At 52.2% G+C, this 18,233-nt stretch carries 20 protein-coding genes; 18 read left to right on the plus strand and 2 right to left on the minus strand.

All coding sequences use genetic code 11. The features are described from left to right. Positions 1-40 precede the first annotated feature (40 nt). The 8 genes from IAE55_RS08420 to IAE55_RS08455 all read left to right on the plus strand — a co-directional run bounded on the left by IAE55_RS08420 (position 41) and on the right by IAE55_RS08455 (position 7,107). Positions 41-598 (plus strand): DUF402 domain-containing protein, encoded by a 558-nt coding sequence (locus IAE55_RS08420; RefSeq protein WP_105442220.1) that lies wholly within the window; start codon positions 41-43, stop codon positions 596-598. Further along, positions 595-1,251, plus strand: a complete 657-nt coding sequence (locus IAE55_RS08425; protein ID WP_200631657.1) for a YdcF family protein — start codon at positions 595-597, stop codon at positions 1,249-1,251. Before IAE55_RS08420 ends, IAE55_RS08425 begins: the two co-directional genes overlap by 4 nt. Positions 1,252-1,335: 84 nt before the next feature. Further along, the gene (locus tag IAE55_RS08430; RefSeq protein WP_145158740.1) at positions 1,336-2,334 is read left to right on the plus strand and encodes an AAA family ATPase; all 999 of its coding nucleotides are present in this window, start codon (positions 1,336-1,338) and stop codon (positions 2,332-2,334) included. 48 nt (positions 2,335-2,382) lie between these two features. Then, a complete protein-coding gene (hflX, locus tag IAE55_RS08435) occupies positions 2,383-3,687 on the plus strand; it encodes a GTPase HflX (RefSeq protein WP_200631664.1) in 1,305 nt (434 codons plus the stop codon). A gap of 22 nt (positions 3,688-3,709) precedes the next feature. Continuing rightward, positions 3,710-4,963 (plus strand): methionine gamma-lyase family protein, encoded by a 1,254-nt coding sequence (locus IAE55_RS08440; protein ID WP_105442223.1) that lies wholly within the window; start codon positions 3,710-3,712, stop codon positions 4,961-4,963. Positions 4,964-5,050: 87 nt separating this feature from the next. Next, entirely contained in the window at positions 5,051-5,464 is a 414-nt protein-coding gene (locus IAE55_RS08445) for a MerR family transcriptional regulator (protein WP_076171220.1), read from the plus strand. 33 nt (positions 5,465-5,497) lie between these two features. Continuing rightward, complete coding sequence (gene glnA, locus IAE55_RS08450; RefSeq protein WP_076171222.1) at positions 5,498-6,826, plus strand: type I glutamate--ammonia ligase; 1,329 nt, start codon at positions 5,498-5,500, stop codon at positions 6,824-6,826. 155 nt (positions 6,827-6,981) lie between these two features. Next, a complete protein-coding gene (locus IAE55_RS08455) occupies positions 6,982-7,107 on the plus strand; it encodes a sporulation protein YjcZ (protein ID WP_143811875.1) in 126 nt (41 codons plus the stop codon). An 85-nt stretch (positions 7,108-7,192) separates the two neighbouring features. On the opposite strand, the gene IAE55_RS08460 is transcribed toward IAE55_RS08455, so the two are convergent. Continuing rightward, positions 7,193-7,576 carry a DUF1259 domain-containing protein gene (locus tag IAE55_RS08460; RefSeq protein ID WP_145024178.1) on the minus strand — a complete coding sequence of 128 codons (384 nt, stop codon included), beginning with the start codon at positions 7,574-7,576 and terminating at the stop codon, positions 7,193-7,195. Between the two features lie 220 nt (positions 7,577-7,796). On the opposite strand from IAE55_RS08460, the gene catA reads away from it, so the two are divergent. From catA to IAE55_RS08490, 6 genes are all read left to right on the plus strand, one after another. Next, positions 7,797-8,447 (plus strand): type A chloramphenicol O-acetyltransferase, encoded by a 651-nt coding sequence (catA, locus tag IAE55_RS08465; RefSeq protein WP_200631665.1) that lies wholly within the window; start codon positions 7,797-7,799, stop codon positions 8,445-8,447. A 227-nt stretch (positions 8,448-8,674) separates the two neighbouring features. After that, entirely contained in the window at positions 8,675-10,027 is a 1,353-nt protein-coding gene (locus tag IAE55_RS08470; RefSeq protein WP_105442226.1) for an extracellular solute-binding protein, read from the plus strand. Between the two features lie 128 nt (positions 10,028-10,155). Next, positions 10,156-11,046 carry a carbohydrate ABC transporter permease gene (locus IAE55_RS08475; protein ID WP_145158749.1) on the plus strand — a complete coding sequence of 297 codons (891 nt, stop codon included), beginning with the start codon at positions 10,156-10,158 and terminating at the stop codon, positions 11,044-11,046. Between the two features lie 15 nt (positions 11,047-11,061). Continuing rightward, positions 11,062-11,940: a carbohydrate ABC transporter permease gene (locus IAE55_RS08480; protein WP_200631666.1), complete on the plus strand. Its 879-nt coding sequence runs from the start codon at positions 11,062-11,064 to the stop codon at positions 11,938-11,940. A gap of 67 nt (positions 11,941-12,007) precedes the next feature. After that, a complete protein-coding gene (locus tag IAE55_RS08485) occupies positions 12,008-13,837 on the plus strand; it encodes a sensor histidine kinase (protein ID WP_200631667.1) in 1,830 nt (609 codons plus the stop codon). After that, the gene (locus tag IAE55_RS08490) at positions 13,812-15,002 is read left to right on the plus strand and encodes a response regulator transcription factor (RefSeq protein ID WP_145158753.1); all 1,191 of its coding nucleotides are present in this window, start codon (positions 13,812-13,814) and stop codon (positions 15,000-15,002) included. The genes IAE55_RS08485 and IAE55_RS08490 overlap by 26 nt, the downstream gene beginning before the upstream one ends. Positions 15,003-15,097: 95 nt before the next feature. Here the strand turns inward: IAE55_RS08490 and lexA are convergent, their stop codons facing one another. After that, complete coding sequence (gene lexA, locus IAE55_RS08495; RefSeq protein WP_076171240.1) at positions 15,098-15,724, minus strand: transcriptional repressor LexA; 627 nt, start codon at positions 15,722-15,724, stop codon at positions 15,098-15,100. Positions 15,725-15,963: 239 nt separating this feature from the next. Between lexA and IAE55_RS08500 the strand changes: the two genes are divergently transcribed. From IAE55_RS08500 to IAE55_RS08515, 4 genes are all read left to right on the plus strand, one after another. Next, positions 15,964-16,344, plus strand: a complete 381-nt coding sequence (locus tag IAE55_RS08500; protein ID WP_089547907.1) for a LysM peptidoglycan-binding domain-containing protein — start codon at positions 15,964-15,966, stop codon at positions 16,342-16,344. Between the two features lie 101 nt (positions 16,345-16,445). After that, positions 16,446-16,628 carry a DUF896 domain-containing protein gene (locus IAE55_RS08505; RefSeq protein ID WP_076171246.1) on the plus strand — a complete coding sequence of 61 codons (183 nt, stop codon included), beginning with the start codon at positions 16,446-16,448 and terminating at the stop codon, positions 16,626-16,628. Positions 16,629-16,878: 250 nt separating this feature from the next. Beyond that, entirely contained in the window at positions 16,879-17,394 is a 516-nt protein-coding gene (locus IAE55_RS08510) for a hypothetical protein (protein ID WP_200631668.1), read from the plus strand. Positions 17,395-17,433: 39 nt separating this feature from the next. Continuing rightward, positions 17,434-18,228 (plus strand): HAD family hydrolase, encoded by a 795-nt coding sequence (locus IAE55_RS08515; RefSeq protein WP_200631669.1) that lies wholly within the window; start codon positions 17,434-17,436, stop codon positions 18,226-18,228. Positions 18,229-18,233 lie beyond the last annotated feature (5 nt).

Genomic DNA, 18,233 nt, shown 5'->3' on the forward strand with positions numbered 1-18,233 from the left:
GTGATAAGCTGAAGACACCATATTGGAGAGGGAATTTTCCATGAAACGAAAATTTGGAGATCGAGCGAACTGGCGCCGGATTTCCCGCCGCCGCTTCGCCTGCCGTTATGTTGAGAGCGATGCATTCACAGGCTATATTACGCTGTACACGATTTACAACCTGAAAGAGCCGCTCTGGAAAAACTACGGAAATCACACCTACCGCATCGCGGATAAAGGATACTCGTGGCTGCAGTACTTTCCCCATAACAGCCATTATATTGTCACGGCGATGTTCGACGAACGGAGCGAAATTATCCAATGGTACATCGACACCTGCAAAACGCAGGGGGTCACGGAACAAGGCGTGCCTTGGTTTGACGATTTGTATCTGGATGTGGTCGTCCTTCGAAACGGAGAGGTGTTCCTGCTGGATGAGGACGAACTGGATGATGCGCTGACCCGTGGGGATATCACCAAGGAAGACTACCAATTGGCAATCTCAACGGCGAAGAACGTGATGAAAGCCATTGATGCGCATCAGTTCCCGTACTTCCTCATGTCCCTTGAGGACCGGAAGCGACTATTTGACAACGGTGAATTCCGGAGGAAGTCATGAACGCCCGCAGCGGGGGGCCGGTGGCCGTAACCAAGCGTAAAAAAATGTCCGTGCTTCGGAAGCTGCTGATTACCTTCGCCGTTCTGGTCCTGCTCGGACTGCTGTGGGTCGGGTATGCATGGCGGCTCATGAACGGGGCCCACAGCTCCGTACCGACATCGGCAAGCGATGTAGGCATTATTCTCGGCGCATCGATGTGGGGGGACTCGCCGAGCCCCGGTCTCCGGGAACGCTTGGACGAAGGGCTCCGCCTCTATCAGGAAGGCAAGTTTCCATATATTATCGTCACCGGCGGCCTGGACCGGGCAGATTACAAGTATACCGAAGCCGAAGGCATGCGGAATTACCTGGTGGACCACGGCGTGCCGGCATCGGCTATTATTCTGGAAAACAAGGCGACGAGTACCTATGAAAATTTGCTGTTCAGCCGGGAGATTATGAGAGAGCGGGGATGGCAAAGCGCCGTCATCGTTACGCATCAATACCATGGCATGCGCTCATTGGACATTGCGAAATTTTTGGACTACATCCGACCGGCCCTTGGTTTAACAGAGTCCAGAACGCTGCAGATGAAGTATCACAAGCCGCGTGAAGTGCTGGCCTACACCAAATGGAAGCTGGATGAGCTGCTGCTGCTGACAGGCCTGAAATAGATGGGAAACTGCTAATAACGCCTGGGCAAGTAGAATACATTGAATAGAGAATACATCTCTGTAGATAAATGAGGTGATGGATGCATGAACGGGCGTATAGCGGCCGCGAACGGCCGGCCGGAGGGCAGGCCATCCAGACAAATCAATGTGATTTTGCGCAGCCAGGAGCCTCCTGTCGTCAGCAGCGCCGTTCCGGAGAAGGAACCGGTCCCTGCCCAGAAGAATACAGCTCAGCACAGCCTGTATCAGGAAATTCTAAAAGAGCTGGATCAGCTGGTTGGGCTGGACAGTATCAAAGATTTCGTGTTTGAAATTTACGCCATGCTCCAAATCGCCCATATGCGTCAGGAAGCGGGGCTGGCCAGCGGCGGACATGTATATCATATGGTGTTTAAAGGGAACCCCGGCACGGGTAAAACCACAGTAGCACGAATCATCGCCAAGCTGTTTCAAAAAATGGGTGTGCTGAGCAAAGGCCACCTGATCGAAGTTGAACGCGCCGACCTCGTCGGTGAGTATATTGGACATACCGCGCAGAAAACCAGGGATTTGGTCAAGAAGGCGCTTGGCGGCATTCTTTTTATCGATGAAGCGTACAGTCTGGCCAGAGGCGGCGAGAAGGATTTCGGCAAAGAGGCGATCGATACGCTGGTCAAGGCGATGGAAGACCACAAAAATCAGTTCATTCTGATTCTTGCCGGATATTCCGAGGAGATTGACTTTTTTCTGCAAACGAATCCTGGGCTGCCTTCGCGTTTTCCCATTCAGGTTGATTTCCCCGATTATACGATCGATCAGCTGATCCAGATCTCCGAGCTGATGGCCAAGGAGCGGGACTACATCCTGATGCCGCAGGCGATACTAAAATTGAGGCAGCACCTGATTCAGGAGAAAGGCGAAAGCGAGCACGCCTTCAGCAATGCGAGGTACGTACGCAACACGATCGAGAAGTCAATCCGGAATCAGGCTGTGCGGCTGCTGAATCATTATGCGCACAGCAACCCGGGTAAGCTGGAGCTTATGACGCTCCGGACCGAGGATTTTAAGCTGGAAGCCAAAGGCTCGCCCGGCAGTTTGAACTGATCTTTATTTTGCAGCAATGGACGCTGAAGCGAAAAGGAGCAGATCATCATGGCAAACCAAACGTATGACACGAATCATGAAATTCCGGACCGGGCCGTACTGGTCAGCCTGGTGACCGACGAGGTGAAGAGATCCGGCATGAATACGGAGCACTCGCTTCAAGAGCTCGTCCGGCTGGCCGAGACAGCCGGCGTGGAAGTGCTGGAAATGCTAGTGCAGAACCGGGATGTACCGGATGCGAGATGGTTTATCGGCAAGGGCAAGGTGGAAGAGCTGAAGCAGATTCTGGAAATGCATGGCGGCAATACGGCCATCTTTGATCAGGAGCTCTCCGGCGCCCAGGTCCGGAACCTGGAGGAGGCCCTCGATGCCAAAATCATCGACCGCACCCAGCTCATCCTGGATATTTTCGCCCAGCGCGCCAAAACGCGCGAAGGGATTATCCAGGTGGAGCTGGCTCAGCTGACGTACCTGCTGCCCCGGCTGTCCGGACACGGCAAAAACCTTTCCCGTCTTGGCGGGGGAATCGGGACGCGGGGACCTGGGGAAAGCAAGCTGGAGACCGACCGCCGGCACATCCGCGGTCGGATCGGCGACCTGAAACGCCAGCTTGAAGAGGTTACCAAGCACCGGAAGCTGCACCGAGGCCGCAGGCAGAAGAGCGGGGTGGTCCAGGTCGCGCTGGTGGGTTACACGAACGCGGGCAAGTCAACGCTGCTCAAACAGCTGACCAACGCTGACGTCTATATCGAAAACCAGCTGTTTGCGACGCTGGATCCGACCTCGCGCATCATGAAGCTGCCCGGCGGCAGTGAAGTTATCCTGACCGACACGGTCGGCTTCATCCAGAACCTCCCGCACGACCTCGTCGCCGCATTCCGCGCCACGCTGGAGGAAGTGAATGAGGCCGATCTCGTGCTGCATGTCGTTGACGCATCGTCGGATGTGCGGGACGAACAAATGCGGGTGGTGGATTCCATTCTGGAAGAGCTGGGGGCGGCTGACAAGCCGCAGCTGATCCTTTTTAACAAAAAAGACGCCTGCACCCCTGAGCAGCTGGAGATGCTGCCGTCCGGGACGGGTTATTTAAAAATCAGCGCTTTTGCGGAAGGAGATCTGCTGGCCGTTCGCGAAGCAGTACAGACGAGGCTGACGGGAGATACATTAACCTTCCGCGTACCTGCCGGACGCGGTGATATATTGTCCCAGCTGCACCGGGTCGGCGAAGTGATTGGCCAGGATGCCGACAATGATGATATGATTTATACGGTGCAGGTGCACAAGCCTGACTATGAGAAGTACGGTTACATCGTAGAGAGCTATAAAGAAAAGGTCAGACCTTCTGACCAATGAGAAGTGAGGAGAAACCGGGAACATGGTAACATTTGCAGACGAACTTATACAGTGGAAAGATACAGCCGAGCGGCGGATCGAAGATCAGCTCCGGACGGTGGACGGAATCGTGGACCATAATCAGTGGAAGGTCATCGAAGCGTTCCAGCGCCATCAGGTGAGCGATTTTCATTTCGCCGGCTCAACCGGTTATGCCTATAACGACCGAGGAAGAGAAGTGCTTGACTTGGTGTATGCGGACGTATTCGGAGCCGAAGCCGCTCTGGTACGCCCGCATTTTGCTTCCGGGACCCATACGATTTCAACGGCCTTGTTCGGGGTGCTTCGTCCTGGGGACGAGCTGTTCTACATTACCGGACGGCCGTACGATACATTACATAAGGTGATCGGCCGCAAAGGGGATGGAACGGGCTCCCTGGCCGATTTTGGGATTACTTACCGCGAAGCTGCCTTGACTGCGTCAGGAGACGTAGACTGGGAGGCTGTAGAAGCCGGCATTTCCGGCTCAACGAAGGTGATCGGCATCCAGCGGTCGCGCGGCTATGACTGGCGTTCCTCGTTCACGGTGGAGCAGATTGGCGAAATGGTCCGGCGCGTAAAGCAAATCAAGCCGGATGTGATCGTGTTTGTGGACAACTGCTACGGCGAATTTACGGAGGAAATAGAGCCGACGCAGGTCGGAGTAGATCTGATGGCGGGCTCGCTGATCAAAAACCCCGGTGGGGGTATTGCCGAAACCGGCGGCTATATTTGCGGCAGACAAGCCCTCGTTGATCTTGCAGCCTATCGGCTGACCGCCCCGGGCATCGGCGGTGAGGTGGGAGCGATGCTTGGAGCGACCCGGGGGATTTACCAGGGGCTCTTCCTTGCGCCGACGCTTGTGGGACAAGCGGTCAAGGGCAGCATTTTCGCAGCCGCGATGTTTGAGCAGGCGGGGTTCGAGAGCAAGCCGGCATGGAACGAGAAGCGCACCGACCTGATCCAGGCCATTTCCTTTACCGGACCGGATCATTTGATCGCTTTCGTTCAGGGGATCCAGCGCGCGGCAGCGGTCGACAGCCACGTCGTACCCGAGCCGTGGGACATGCCCGGCTACGAGCATCCGGTCATTATGGCGGCCGGGACGTTCATTCAAGGGGGAAGTCTGGAGCTGTCTGCAGACGCGCCGATCCGGGAGCCTTATATCGGATACATGCAGGGCGGACTCACCTATTCACACGTCAAATATGGCGTAATGATGGCGTTACAGACGATGAAAAATCGAAAATTATTGTAAGTTTATCTGACACGTTATTGACGTGTGATATCATGAAATGTACAATGGAACATGAGAAATAGTTCATGTGGAAGGTTGAGATGAGTCATGGGTGATGAAATTCGCAGAAACATGGCATTATTCCCGATAGGTATCGTCATGAAGCTGACCGATTTGTCCGCGCGGCAGATCCGGTATTACGAACAGCACAATTTGATCGTGCCTGCGCGCACCTCCGGCAACCAGCGGTTGTTCTCGTTTAACGATGTGGAGAGATTGCTGGAGATTAAGGCGCTCATTGAGAAGGGCGTCAACATCGCGGGAATCAAGCAGGTCATGAATCCTGTGTCCAAAGAGTCTGAGGAAGCCACTGTCCTTAATGCCGACACCGAGGTAAAGCGCAGAGAACTGTCGGAATCTCAGCTGCACCGATTGCTGAAGCAGCAGCTGGTATCTGGTAAGAGACCGGGTCAGGTCTCATTGATTCAAGGCGAGCTGTCCCGGTTTTTTAATAAAAAATAACAGGAATCACATGTGAGAAAGGGAGAGGATATCGTGAGTTATACTAAAGAGGATATTCTGCGTATTGCGGAGGAAGAGAACGTCCGTTTTATCCGTCTTCAATTCACGGACTTGCTGGGAACGATCAAAAATGTGGAGATTCCCGTCAGCCAGCTGAAGAAGGCGCTCGACAATAAAATGATGTTCGATGGATCTTCCATCGAAGGTTATGTGCGCATCGAGGAATCCGATATGTACCTGTATCCGGATTTGGACACTTGGGTCATTTTCCCTTGGGTGACGGAAGACCGCGTTGCGCGTCTCATCTGTGACATTTATATGCCGGATGGCACTCCGTTTGCCGGAGACCCTCGCGGTATTCTGAAACGCAACCTGAAAGAAGCGGAAGCGATGGGCTACACGTCCATGAACGTAGGTCCGGAGCCGGAATTTTTCCTGTTCAAGACCGACGAGAAAGGCAATCCGACGACGGAACTGAACGACCAGGGCGGATATTTTGACCTGGCTCCGACAGACCTCGGCGAGAACTGCCGCCGCGAGATCGTATTGACGTTGGAAGAAATGGGATTTGAAATCGAGGCTTCCCACCACGAAGTGGCGCCGGGACAGCACGAGATCGACTTTAAATACGAGAACGCTGTGAAGGCAGCGGACCAGATCCAAACGTTCAAACTGGTCGTTAAAACGATTGCCCGTCAGCATGGTCTGCATGCGACCTTTATGCCGAAGCCGCTGTTCGGCGTGAACGGTTCCGGTATGCACTGCCACCAGTCGCTGTTCAAAGGCAACGAGAACGCCTTCTACGACGAGTCCGACGAGCTGGGCCTGAGCGCCACCGCCCGCTATTACATGGCAGGCGTGCTGAAGCATGCCCGCGCCATGGCAGCCATCACGAACCCGACGGTCAACTCTTACAAGCGCCTCGTTCCAGGCTATGAAGCTCCGTGCTACGTGGCTTGGTCCGGCAGCAACCGCAGCCCGATGATCCGGATTCCGGCTTCCCGCGGTTTGAGCACACGCGTTGAAGTTCGTAACCCGGATCCTGCAGCGAACCCGTACCTGGCGCTTGCCGTTATGCTGAGAGCCGGCCTTGACGGCATCAGCAACGAGCTGAAGCTGCCGGCGCCGATCGACCGCAACATCTACGTGATGTCCGAAGAAGAGCGCATTGAAGAAGGCATCCCAAGCCTGCCGGCCGACCTGAAGGAAGCCCTCGGCGAACTCATCCGCGACGAAGTCATCATCGACGCGCTCGGCGAGCATGCCCTGGCTCACTTCTACGAGCTGAAGGAAATCGAATGGGATATGTACAGAACACAAGTTCATCAATGGGAGCGCGATCAATACATCACGCTGTACTAAGAATGGACAATCCCCTGCACCTGACCGGTGCGGGGGATTTTTTTACGGCTGACAGGCTGCTGCCCAATCTCACTGTTCTTACCATTTAGCCTATACCTCTTTATGCTTTTCGCCATATGAATATGGTGTACCTTATAAATCAAGGAGGTTATCACATGAGCGATGGCGTTGGAGGCGTTGGAGTAGGATACGGTTATGGTGGTCTGTGGGGCGGAGGCGTAGGAGCAATCCTGGTCCTCTTCATCCTGCTGGTCATCATCACGAAAGCCTTTATTTACTAAAATAAAGGATCTCGAAACCCGTCGGCATCTGCCGGCGGGCTTTTCTTGTCGGAATCGGCATCATCCTTTCAGCGATGCACACAGATCACTTTTTCAGCACATTTAAAGCGGCTCTTAATTTTCTGGCAAACGTAACGGGGTTCTCTACTGTTTCCAAATGAAGGTACATCAGCCTCGGCTTTTCAAAGAGCCAGTGATTGTGGATAGCGGTCACTTTAAAACCTTGCTTGCGGGCGGCACTGGTAAAGCGCTGGACTTCCGACTGAAGCAGCGTGATTTCCCCTGTGTTGAGCGTTGTGCCATTTTTCAAAGATTGGATCGTGATTTCGTGCTCGGTTTCATAGTTTCTGCCGAGAATTTTGGCATTCAGCTTTCTTTCGATCATGATGGAGCAGCTTTTTCCGTCTGACGTGCCTTTGCCCCCGAGAATGGCGGCCAATCGGTCGCACAGCGATTTGGAGATGTTCATAACCGGATTTCTCCTTTCATCTCTTGATGATCTAACTTATGCGAAACCGTGCTAGAAAGGAAAAGCAGGAGTCTATAACTCTATAAAATGGTTTTGTTGTTCAGCGAAATTGGTTACAATGGCATAGTAACCAATCCTGTACATGGAGTGAGCGTCGTGGTGAAATCCGTTGATTTACCCTCCTAAAATCGCGAAATATACATTTTAGGAGGGTTCATAAATGAAATTTATTCCGATCCAAACCGGGCAGTGGGACAGACAGCCTTATTTTGACCACTATTTCAAACAGAACCGGTGCACCTTCAGCATGACAGCCAACATCGAGATCACCTTGCTGCTGGGCGAGCTGAAGAAGAGGGGGATGAAGCTGTACCCCGCCTTTTTGTACATGCTGTCCAGAATCGTAAATGCGCATGTGGAGTTTCGGATGGAGATTCGGGAGGAGCAGGTTGGCTACTGGGAGCAGATGAGTCCGTGTTATACGATTTTTCACCCGGAAAACCATACCTTCTCCGCGATCTGGACGGAGTACAGCAGCAGCTACCGGAGCTTTATGGAACTTTATCTGGAGGATCAGCTCCTTTATGGGGAGAGCATGGGGCTGTTTACGAAAAAAGACATGCCGCCTCATACCTTCTCCGTATCCATGATTCCATGGGTCAGTTTTACCGGCTTTAACCTGAATCTGGATCATGGCGGAAGCTACCTGCTGCCGATCATCACGGGGGGCAAGTATTTTCGGGAAGGGAAGCACGTTCTGCTCCCGGTTTCGCTGCAGGTGCATCATGCCGTCTGTGACGGGTACCATGCCGGAATGTTTCTGCAAGAACTGCAGCAGCTCGCCGACACCTGCACCGATTGGATGGATTGAGGGATGTACACGCTATAAATGAGGATGAAAGGATTCTCAGGGGACCCTTACAGGGTTCCTTTTTTTGTCGATTGTTCAGCAATGCCTCGTTTATAATATCGCATCGTCTGGGGCGATCATTTAAGGGGACCTTTAGAAATTAAACCTATTTCCTGAATTTCTCACCTCCCTTTTCGAGTCGAATCGCGGCATAATGAACCCATACCAAACAAAAAGGGGATAACAAGATGGCAAAGATGTCGAAATTATTAAGCATCGTGCTTACAGGCACCTTGGCGCTTAGTCTTACGGCTTGTGGAAGCGGTAACAAGGAGGACTCTGGCAGCAGCGCATCGGGCGCGGCCGGATCCAACAGCAGCACATCCGACACATCGAAGGACAAGAACATTACGATTACTTTCCAAAACATCTATCCGGACCCGACGGATCCGAAGAACAAGATCATGAACAAGATTGTGGATCAGTATGAGAAGGATCATCCGAATATCAAAATCGAACTGGATTCGCTCAACACCGACCAGCAGAAGCTGAAGCTGAAAACGCAGGCGGCCTCCAAGGAAATTCCGGACATTACGGTCGTGAACCCTGCGGCGCAAATGCAGCCTTTTGTCGATGCCAAGCTGCTGGCTCCGCTTGATGACATGCTGGCCGAGAACGGTCTGAAGGACACGTTCCAGGACGGGCTGCTTGACTGGTACAGCTTTGACGGCAGTACTTATGCGGTACCGGACGGCAACAACATCGGCGTGGTCTTCTACAATAAAGAACTGTTTGAAAAAGGCGGCGTGAAGGTTCCAAGTACGTTTGAGGAAATGGTCGACGTCGTCAAAACGCTGAAATCCAAAGGCATCCAGCCGATGGCGATCGGCGAGAAAGATACATGGACCGGTTCGTTCCTGTTCATGAACATGCTGCTTCGCACGAACAATGGCCCTGGATTTCTGAAGGACGTCCTCGACAAGAAAAAGACATTTGAAGATCCGGCCTTCGTTGAGGCGGTTGACGCGTTCCAGAACCTGGTACAAGCCGGAGCCTTCCAGGAAGGCGCAACATCCTTCGACTACAACGCCGGCGAGAACCTGTTCAAAACCGGTAAAGCAGCGATGTACTACATGGGAACGTGGGCAACCGGCGGCATTGAATCGTCTTCCGTCAACGGCAAAGTCGGCGTCTTCAAATTCCCGACGATCGGCGGCAAGGGCAACCCGGACGAATTCATGCTGGCGCCGGGAAGCGGGTTCGCCATTGCAGCAGACAGCAAGCATCTTGCGGAAACGAAAGAGTTCCTCAACTACTTCATGCTGAACTTCCCGAAAGAAGCCTTTGAAGCCAAAGGCGCGGTCGGTATCGGCCAGAAAGTGGACGGCGACTTCAAGGCTGCCGGATATTCCGACATGGCCATGGACGTACTGAACCTGTTCAAGGAAGTCAAAGGCGGAGACCTGGCGTTTGACAACACGATGAATCCGGGCACAGCTCAAGTTCACCTCTCCAGCATTCAAAACCTGTTCGCCCAGAAGAAAAATTCTGCGGACGTGGCTAAAGAGCATCAAGCCGGGTTCGAAGATAACAATCAATAATCAACGGATACAGCTAGTTATAGAGAGAACAAGTATTTAAAAACGAAGGGAACGCATTCCGGATGCCGTTCCCTTCAATTCCCATGAGGAATATTGCAGCCAAGAAGGAGAAGGAGGAGAGGTAAGTCGTGAACGTGCTGAAGGTCTCCCGCTGGACGATTGCCGCGTTTGTGCTTCCTTGCTTAATCATCTATATCGGTATTGTGTTTGTTCCCATTCTCGTATCCATGTACAGCGGTATGCTGGACTGGAACGGGATCGGCGAATCGACGTTTGTGGGTCTGGCCAATTTCAAAAAGCTGCTGTTCCACGACTCGGTATTTTGGCCGTCGGTGCGAAGAACGCTGATGTTTGCGGTTTTTTCCATGGCCGAAATTCCTATCGCACTGCTCGTAGCCATACTGCTGAAGCGTTACGTGCGAAAACCGAATTTTTTAGTGTCCAGCTACTTTTTACCGGTCATCTTGTCCGTCGTTGTCGTCGGCCAGCTGTGGAAAACGATCTATAACCCAGCTTCAATGGGCGGTATGCTGAACCAAATTCTGGATGCGGTCGGACTGCATTCCTGGAGCAAAGCCTGGCTCACCGATCCTTCGGTCGCCATGTACTCGCTGTATTTCGTTGCCCTGTGGCAGTACCTGGGTTACCATACCTTAATTCAATTTACGGGCATTTCGAATGTCCCGGACGATGTGTACGAAGCGGCCCGTATCGACGGTGCCGAAGGCTTTAAAGCGGATTGGCACATTACGTTTCCGCTGATTGTCCCGATTTTCAAAATTTCCATCGTGCTGGCCTTCATCGGCTCGCTGCAGGCTTTCGACATGATCATGGTCATGACGGGCGGCGGACCGGCGCATGCCACGGATGTCATTTCCACGCACATGTACAATATGTCGTTTACATCCATGAAATACGGCTACGGCAGCTCGATCGCCGCATTTCTGGTCGTGCTCTGTCTGGCCGCCACGTTCTGCATCAACTTCATTTTCAACAAACTGGAGAAACGATACTCGTAAAGGAGGAAACCGCCGATGAACACAAGCACAGCCGTCGCTTTGAACAAGCAGGTGGCCGCAACCAGACGCAAACGGTTTTCCGTTACGAAGGCCATCGTGTTTCTGGTACTGGGCATTCTGTTTGTAACCCAGGTGTATCCACTGCTGTGGCTGCTCCTGTATTCCTTGAAATCCAATGAAGAAATTTTGTCGGGCAGCTTCTTCGCCCTGCCGCATTCGCCGCAGTGGGGCAATTACAGCGCTGCGCTGGAGGGCAACTATTTCCGCTATTTGTTGAACAGCATCTTTGTCACATCCGTGACGATGATTGCGGTCATTATTCTCAGCTCCCTGTGCGCCTATGCGATCAGCCGTTTCCGGTGGCGCTTTGGCGGGGCGGTCATGGTCGTATTCTTGATCGGAATGATGATCCCGATGCAGGCGACGCTGCTGCCGCTCATGATCATTTTCAAAAACATGCATATCCTGAATACGCATCTGTCGATCATTCTTCCGTATGTGGCATTTTCCATGCCGATCGCCATCTTTATTCTCAGCGGGTTCATGAAAACCATTCCGCATGAGATCGAAGAATCCGCGGTGGTGGACGGAGCGGGGATCGGGCGCATATTCTCGAGCATCATCCTGCCGATCTCGGTTCCGCCGGTGATGACGGTGTGTATCCTGACATTCATCAACATCTGGAACGAATATATTTTGGCTGCGACGTTTATTTCATCGGAAAAGCTGAAAACACTGCCGTTCGGCGTCAACAGCTTCGTCAGCCAATACTCGGTCAACTATGGAGCCATCGGCGCATTTCTTGTGCTGGGCGCGCTTCCGGTCATCATTATCTACTTCCTGCTGGCCGACAAGATCACCCAAGGTATGGTAGCAGGTGCAGTAAAAGGTTAGTAGGGTAAAGACGGCTTCTGTGATAGAATGACAAATGGATGACCGGATACGAAAGGGGAATGTATCTGTGGGGCGACATTTTCGTTCGATTCACAGCCGTCTTTTTCTGCTGTTTCTATGCTGCATGACCGGCATATTGATATTGATCAGCGTCGTGTATTATTACCGCACGATTTCCATTATTCATACCAAGGTGAATGATATCGCCGAGAAGAACATTTCGCAGACCGCCGGACTGTTCAACTCGCTGCTTCAAGGCTACAACAGTCTCTCCAAGTCGCTCAACAGCAACTACGAGCTGACCCGGCTGCTTCAGGAGACCCATGTGAAAGAGACCGTTGCCATCGAAAACGAACGAACGATTACGAATATTATCGGGGCGGCTTACTATTCAAGGAACGATATTACAGGCATCCATATTCTGACCGACAGGGGCAAAGTGTACAGCTATGAGCGCCAGTTCGCCGGGGTCATCGACAACAATTACGCCCAGACGTCCTGGTACAACGAGCTGAACGCCTCGTCGGGCAATATGGTCTGGCTCGGGATGATGCCGGGATCGCCGATCAACACGCTGCAGCAGAAAGAGAACGTCTTTGTGTTCGGACGGAAGCTGTATGATCTGAACACGCACAAGCAGCTTGGCATCATGGTCATCGAAGCGAATCCTTCGTCCATCATGGAGGCGATGTCCAATGTGACGATCAGTCCGGGCAGCCGCGTGTATCTGATCGATCAGAACAACAGCATCATCGCTTCGACCGGTAAAAAAGGGACGGAGGCGCCGGACTTTGCCAGCATTCCGAAACCGGGTGCCGAGGACGGTATTCTGGTGGACGACAGCTCAAGCCAGCTGGTGGTTGCTGCCAATACGCCCATGGCGGGCTGGACGATCTACGGATTTACCCCGAAGCACGACATTCAGGCGGAAGTAAACCAGACGACTCAATATCTCGTTATCGTCCTGATCGTGCTGATTATTGTCTCGACGGTTCTGGCCACGCTGGTATCGCGCAACATTGCTTCCCCGCTGAAGCTGCTGATCCGGGAAATGAAAAAGGTGGAGATGGGCAATTTCAGCGGTTCGGTTAATGTCGATTCGTTTGACGAAATCAACAGCCTGGTGTCTTCCTTCAACCGGATGGTGCACCGGATGGATGAGTTGATTGAGACGATCAAGGTCACGACCGTCAGCGAGAAGAATGCGCAGCTGCAGGCGCTGCAGTCCCAGGTGAATCCGCATTTTTTGTACAACACGCTGGACATGATCTACTGGATGCTGGATGAAAAGGGGAATGAACGCCTCAGCAGGGTCATTCTGTCGCTGTCGCAAATGTTCCGTTACAGCAGCAACTGGGAGGAGGCCTCCAGGACGACGCTGCGTCAGGAATTGGAACAGATCCGGCATTATTTGACGATCATCGAGAACCGGCTGGAAGACAGGCTTGTACCGAAAATCGATGTGGATCCGCAGTGGATGGACGTCACGCTGCCGAAAATGACGATTCAGCCGATTATTGAAAACGCTGTAAAATACGGACTGGAGCCGCTGGATCGGCAGGGCATGCTGCTCGTTACGGCGGAGCAGGTCATGGACGATCTCCATGTCGTCGTTCGGGATAACGGGAGGGGAATGAACGAAGACACGCTGATGCGGGTCAGAAGCTTGCTGGAGGGCGGCAACCGCACTTCGCCCAAAGCGGAGGACAGAGACGGCCCCGTGCTTCGCCGTGGCATCGGTTTGAGCAATGTGCATGAGCGGATCCGAATGATGTTCGGCAGTCCGTACGGTTTATACTTGGACAGTCAAGAAGGGGAAGGAACGACGGTAACCATCCGTTTACCAATCCGGCACCAAGGAGGAATGGAAGATGAACATTTTAGTCGTGGACGATGAGCATGTGATCCGTGACGGAATTAAGCGCACCATCCACCGGGCCTATCCGCAGCATTATGTTCACCTGGCGGCGAATCCGGAGGAAGCGGTTCAGCAGCTGCGCAGACACCGGATTGACCTGGTGCTGACCGATATCCTCATGCCGGGAATGACGGGCCTTGAATTGATGCAGCTGTGCCAAGGCAGTTATCCGCATATCAAATGGGTCATTATTTCGGCTTATTCCGAGTTTTCCTACGCCCAGGAAGCCGTCAAGCTTGGGGCTAAGGACTATATGCTCAAGCCGATCGGGAAAGAGCTGCTGCTCTCCATGATATCCGGACTTGCTCAGGAGATGGATCGGGAGAATGAAATCGTGCGCGAGGCGGAGCTGCTGAAGTCTAACCTGAAGTATTTGCGCGAGGCGGTATTTCAGCGCTGGGCGAGCGGACTCGATACCGGGCGCCTTGACGTCGCCTCAATAATTGAGAGCTACCCCGCATTCCAACTGGTAATGGTTAAGATGGAGAGCGACGCGCCGGTGCATCTGGAGCATTTTATTATTGAAAATGTGCTTGGTGAGCTGATTGAAGCGCACGGCTGCGGATTTGTGACAAGCATGGACGAAACGAGCCTGATCGGCCTCGTCTCGCTGGGGGAAGAGGGGGGCATGAAACGCCTGACGGATGAGCTGCGCGCTAACTTGAAACGATGCGTCAAGGTGCCTTTCCAAATTCAGTCGACGGGACTCATCACAGACATTCACCGGGTGCCGGAGGAAGTGCGGCGGATGCGCCAGGAATCGGCATCGCTGGAATACGAATACAACAACCCGGGCGGTAACCGAGCGATCGAGGTTGCGGTGCAGTACATCAAAGCGCACTATCATACGGATCTGTCCCTGGAAAAGGTAGCTTCGGTCGTGTTCCTGAATCCGGTCTACTTCAGCCAGCTGTTTAAGCAGAAGACAGGAAGCGGCTTCAAGGAATACGTCACCAATCTGCGGATCGAACAAGCCTGCAAGCTGCTGCTGCAAACGCATCTGAAGCTGGCCGACATTTCGGACAAAGTCGGATATGTGGACGTCAAGCATTTTACCCAGGTGTTCCGCAAAAAGACGGGAAAAACCCCGACGGAGTACCGTCTGGAGCAAACGGCGGATTCCCGTGAGGCGTGTCCCACCTGAATCATCCTGCCTTGATCCCAACGCCGAAAAGAGCCCTTGACCTTCCTGAGTAAGGAAGAGCAAGGGCTCTATTGCTGCTTGTCCAGCATCATCTGCTAGTGAATATCGCGGAACAGCCCGACGACTTTGCCCAGAATGGTGACATGGTTCAGACGCAAAGGTTCGTAAGCCGGGTTCTCCGGTTGAAGCCGGATATGGTCTTTCTCTTTGTAAAACGTCTTCACGGTTGCTTCATCCTCATCCGTCATGGCAACGACGATGTCCCCGTTATCGGCAGTCTGCTGCTGTCTCACAATGACGTAGTCACCGTTATGAATGCCCGCCTCGATCATACTGTCCCCAACGACGGAAAGCATAAATACTTTCTCATCTCCGACATAGTGCTGCGGCAGAGGGAAGTAATCTTCAATGTTCTCCGTTGCCGTGATCGGCACACCCGCTGTGACCTTGCCTACTACGGGAACTCTGGCGATCGTATGCGTGAACAGATTGCTGCTCTCGGATTCTTCTTGTCCCAACAGTTCAATGGCACGAGGCTTCGTAGGGTCTCTGCGGATCAAGCCTTTCTTCTCCAGTCGGTCCAAATGGCCGTGTACGGTCGAGCTGGAAGCCAACCCAACCGCCTCACCGATCTCTCGGACGGACGGAGGATAACCCTTGGCGCGGACTTCATTTCTGATAAATTCCAATATCGCTTGCTGCCGGCTAGATATCTTTGACATTCCCCATCAACCCCATTTAGTAACGTTTGGTAAAATTATAACATAGAACTGCCGTTCGTACAAACATAAGTTCTAAATGGTTTTGCTTTGATGGAGCGGGATTTTTGCGGCTTCTGAATGAAGGAAACCCGCCTCTAAAAACATAAGAACAATTGTTCGAAAAAAGTATTGAACAAAACAAATGTTCGTGTTATATTGTTCTCATAAAACAAGAACAAACGTTTGGAGGCGTAATATTTATGCTGAAACACACTACATACCAAAGTATTTATAATAACCCATCCGTTAACCCATCCATCAATGAAGCTATAGCATCTCCTTGGTTGAAGAAAGTACAGTCCATCGTGCCAGGCCCTGCCTTGATCAAACTGATCTTGGCGGCCCTGATTATTTTGGTGGGATGCACAGGTGTCGTTCGCGTATTCGCGGGAACCTCGGATGATGTTCGGTTAGAGAAAAATGTCATCGTTCAGCAAGGCGATACATTGTGGGGAATCGCTTCTGCCCATAAGCCGGAAGACATGGATATCCGAGCATACATTATGGCGGTGAAGAAGTATAACGATTTAACCAGCAGCGAAATTCAAGCCGGAGAAGTATTGGCACTCCCACAATATTAATAGAAGATAAATGATCAAGAGCTTGGAAAGGTGTGAACCTTGACAAGCTCTTTTTATCATGGCAAAGTTAGGTATGACTTGAATATTGGAGGAGTAATTGTATGGATATCGACAGCGTTGTAGAGAGAATTAATGAGCTTGCGCGCAAGCAAAAAGAATCCGGTTTAACCGAAGAGGAGATCGAAGAACGGGCCAAGCTTCGTGAGAGATACCTTCAGAATGTCCGCAGAAATTTCAGACAGCAGCTGGACTCGATTGAATGGGTGGATGAAGAGAAGAAATAACACCAGCTGGATTAGACTCATACATTCGATCATGGTATAGACTGACTCAAGGTTTTGTATGGCTCACTACCGATAACAGAATGCTTCTATGTAAGCGCACCCGGTTTCCTTCATTTGTTTTTCTATTATATAGAATGTGAAACTACATGAATAAATGCTGTAAGCAGTATTGGGCCGTTATATATTAGGAAGTAAATGCAAAACTTTCGTTCAAACTATATAGCCGAAAGCATTTTGAGGAGGTTCGTGAATGGCCCGTTCATGGGAAAGAAAGGTAAGAAAAAATTCAGCGCAGCTGGATAAGCAGAGAAAGAAGCAAGGCAAGCCTTCCATCTACAGCGCGGGGGGGCCTTCAGCTGACATTTATAAAGGAAGAAACTATGTGCTTCCGATTACGATGGTCGCTCTGGCTGCGGTCTACTTTCTGCTCGGGATGATTGGACAGGAGGGTACGGCGGGCAACAGCAGCATGACCTGGATCATTATGGCCATGTACGTGTTCCTGGGCTTGATGATCTTTTTGCGCAGGCCTTTCCTGCGTGTAGAGAAAAACGCCGTATCGACGATCAAGTTCAACCGGGATCGGCGACTGACCGCAGACAATATCGCCAAGATCAAGCTGGCCAAAGGCTCTGTCGTGATTGAGCCGAAGGGCAAAGGCGGCAATTGGGTGTTCACGCGCCTGATTAACCGCTACGACACCGATACCATAGGGGAACGTCTGGAGCGTTTTGCGCAGACCCACAATATCCCTTTGGAAAAATAAACAAATATAAGAGATAGCTGATGGAGAGGATGGAAGAGGATGCCGGTACAAGCTGTTTTTTTCGATTTGGACGATACGCTGTTGTGGGATGAGCGCAGCGTGAAGGAATCCTTTGAAGCGGTATGCGAGACGGCCGCCAAGGCGAAGGGCATTGACGCCAAGGAGCTGGAGGAAGCGGTCCGCAATGAGGCAAGGACGTTATATCAATCCTATGACACGTTTGCCTTTACCCAAATGATTGGAATTAACCCGTTTGAAGGACTGTGGGCCAACTTCAGCGCAGGCGAACAACCTGAATTTCGCAGACTTGAGGAGCTCGCTCCAGGCTATCGCAAGGAATCATGGCGGCGCGGGCTGCTGAAGCTTGGGGTTGACGATGAACAGCTGGCCGGAGAATTGGCCGAGCAATTTGCCGCCGAGCGTCGCTCCCGCCCCCATGTATATGAAGAGACCTTCAAGGTGCTGGACGAACTGAAAGGAAACAAGAAGCTGCTTCTTCTGACGAACGGCTGTCCTGCGCTCCAGCAGGAGAAGATCGCCGGCGTTCCCGAACTTGCCCCATATTTTGACGAGATTGTCATTTCCGGCACATTCGGCAAAGGCAAACCGGATCCGACCATCTTCGAACATGCGCTTTCTTTGCTTGGATTAACACCGGAACAGACGCTCATGGTCGGCGACAAGCAGACAACCGACATCAAAGGCGGAAACAGCGCCGGACTGACCACGGTATGGATCAACCGCACCGGAAAAGTGAAAGATCCGTCCATTGAGCCTGATTACGAAATCAAGCATCTGTCCGAGCTGCATCGCATCATTGCCGAACGGTCTTAAGCTGG

The sequence above is a fragment of the Paenibacillus sp. S28 genome, assembly GCF_016624415.1.
Taxonomy (GTDB): Bacteria; Bacillota; Bacilli; order Paenibacillales; family Paenibacillaceae; genus Paenibacillus_AQ; species Paenibacillus_AQ favisporus.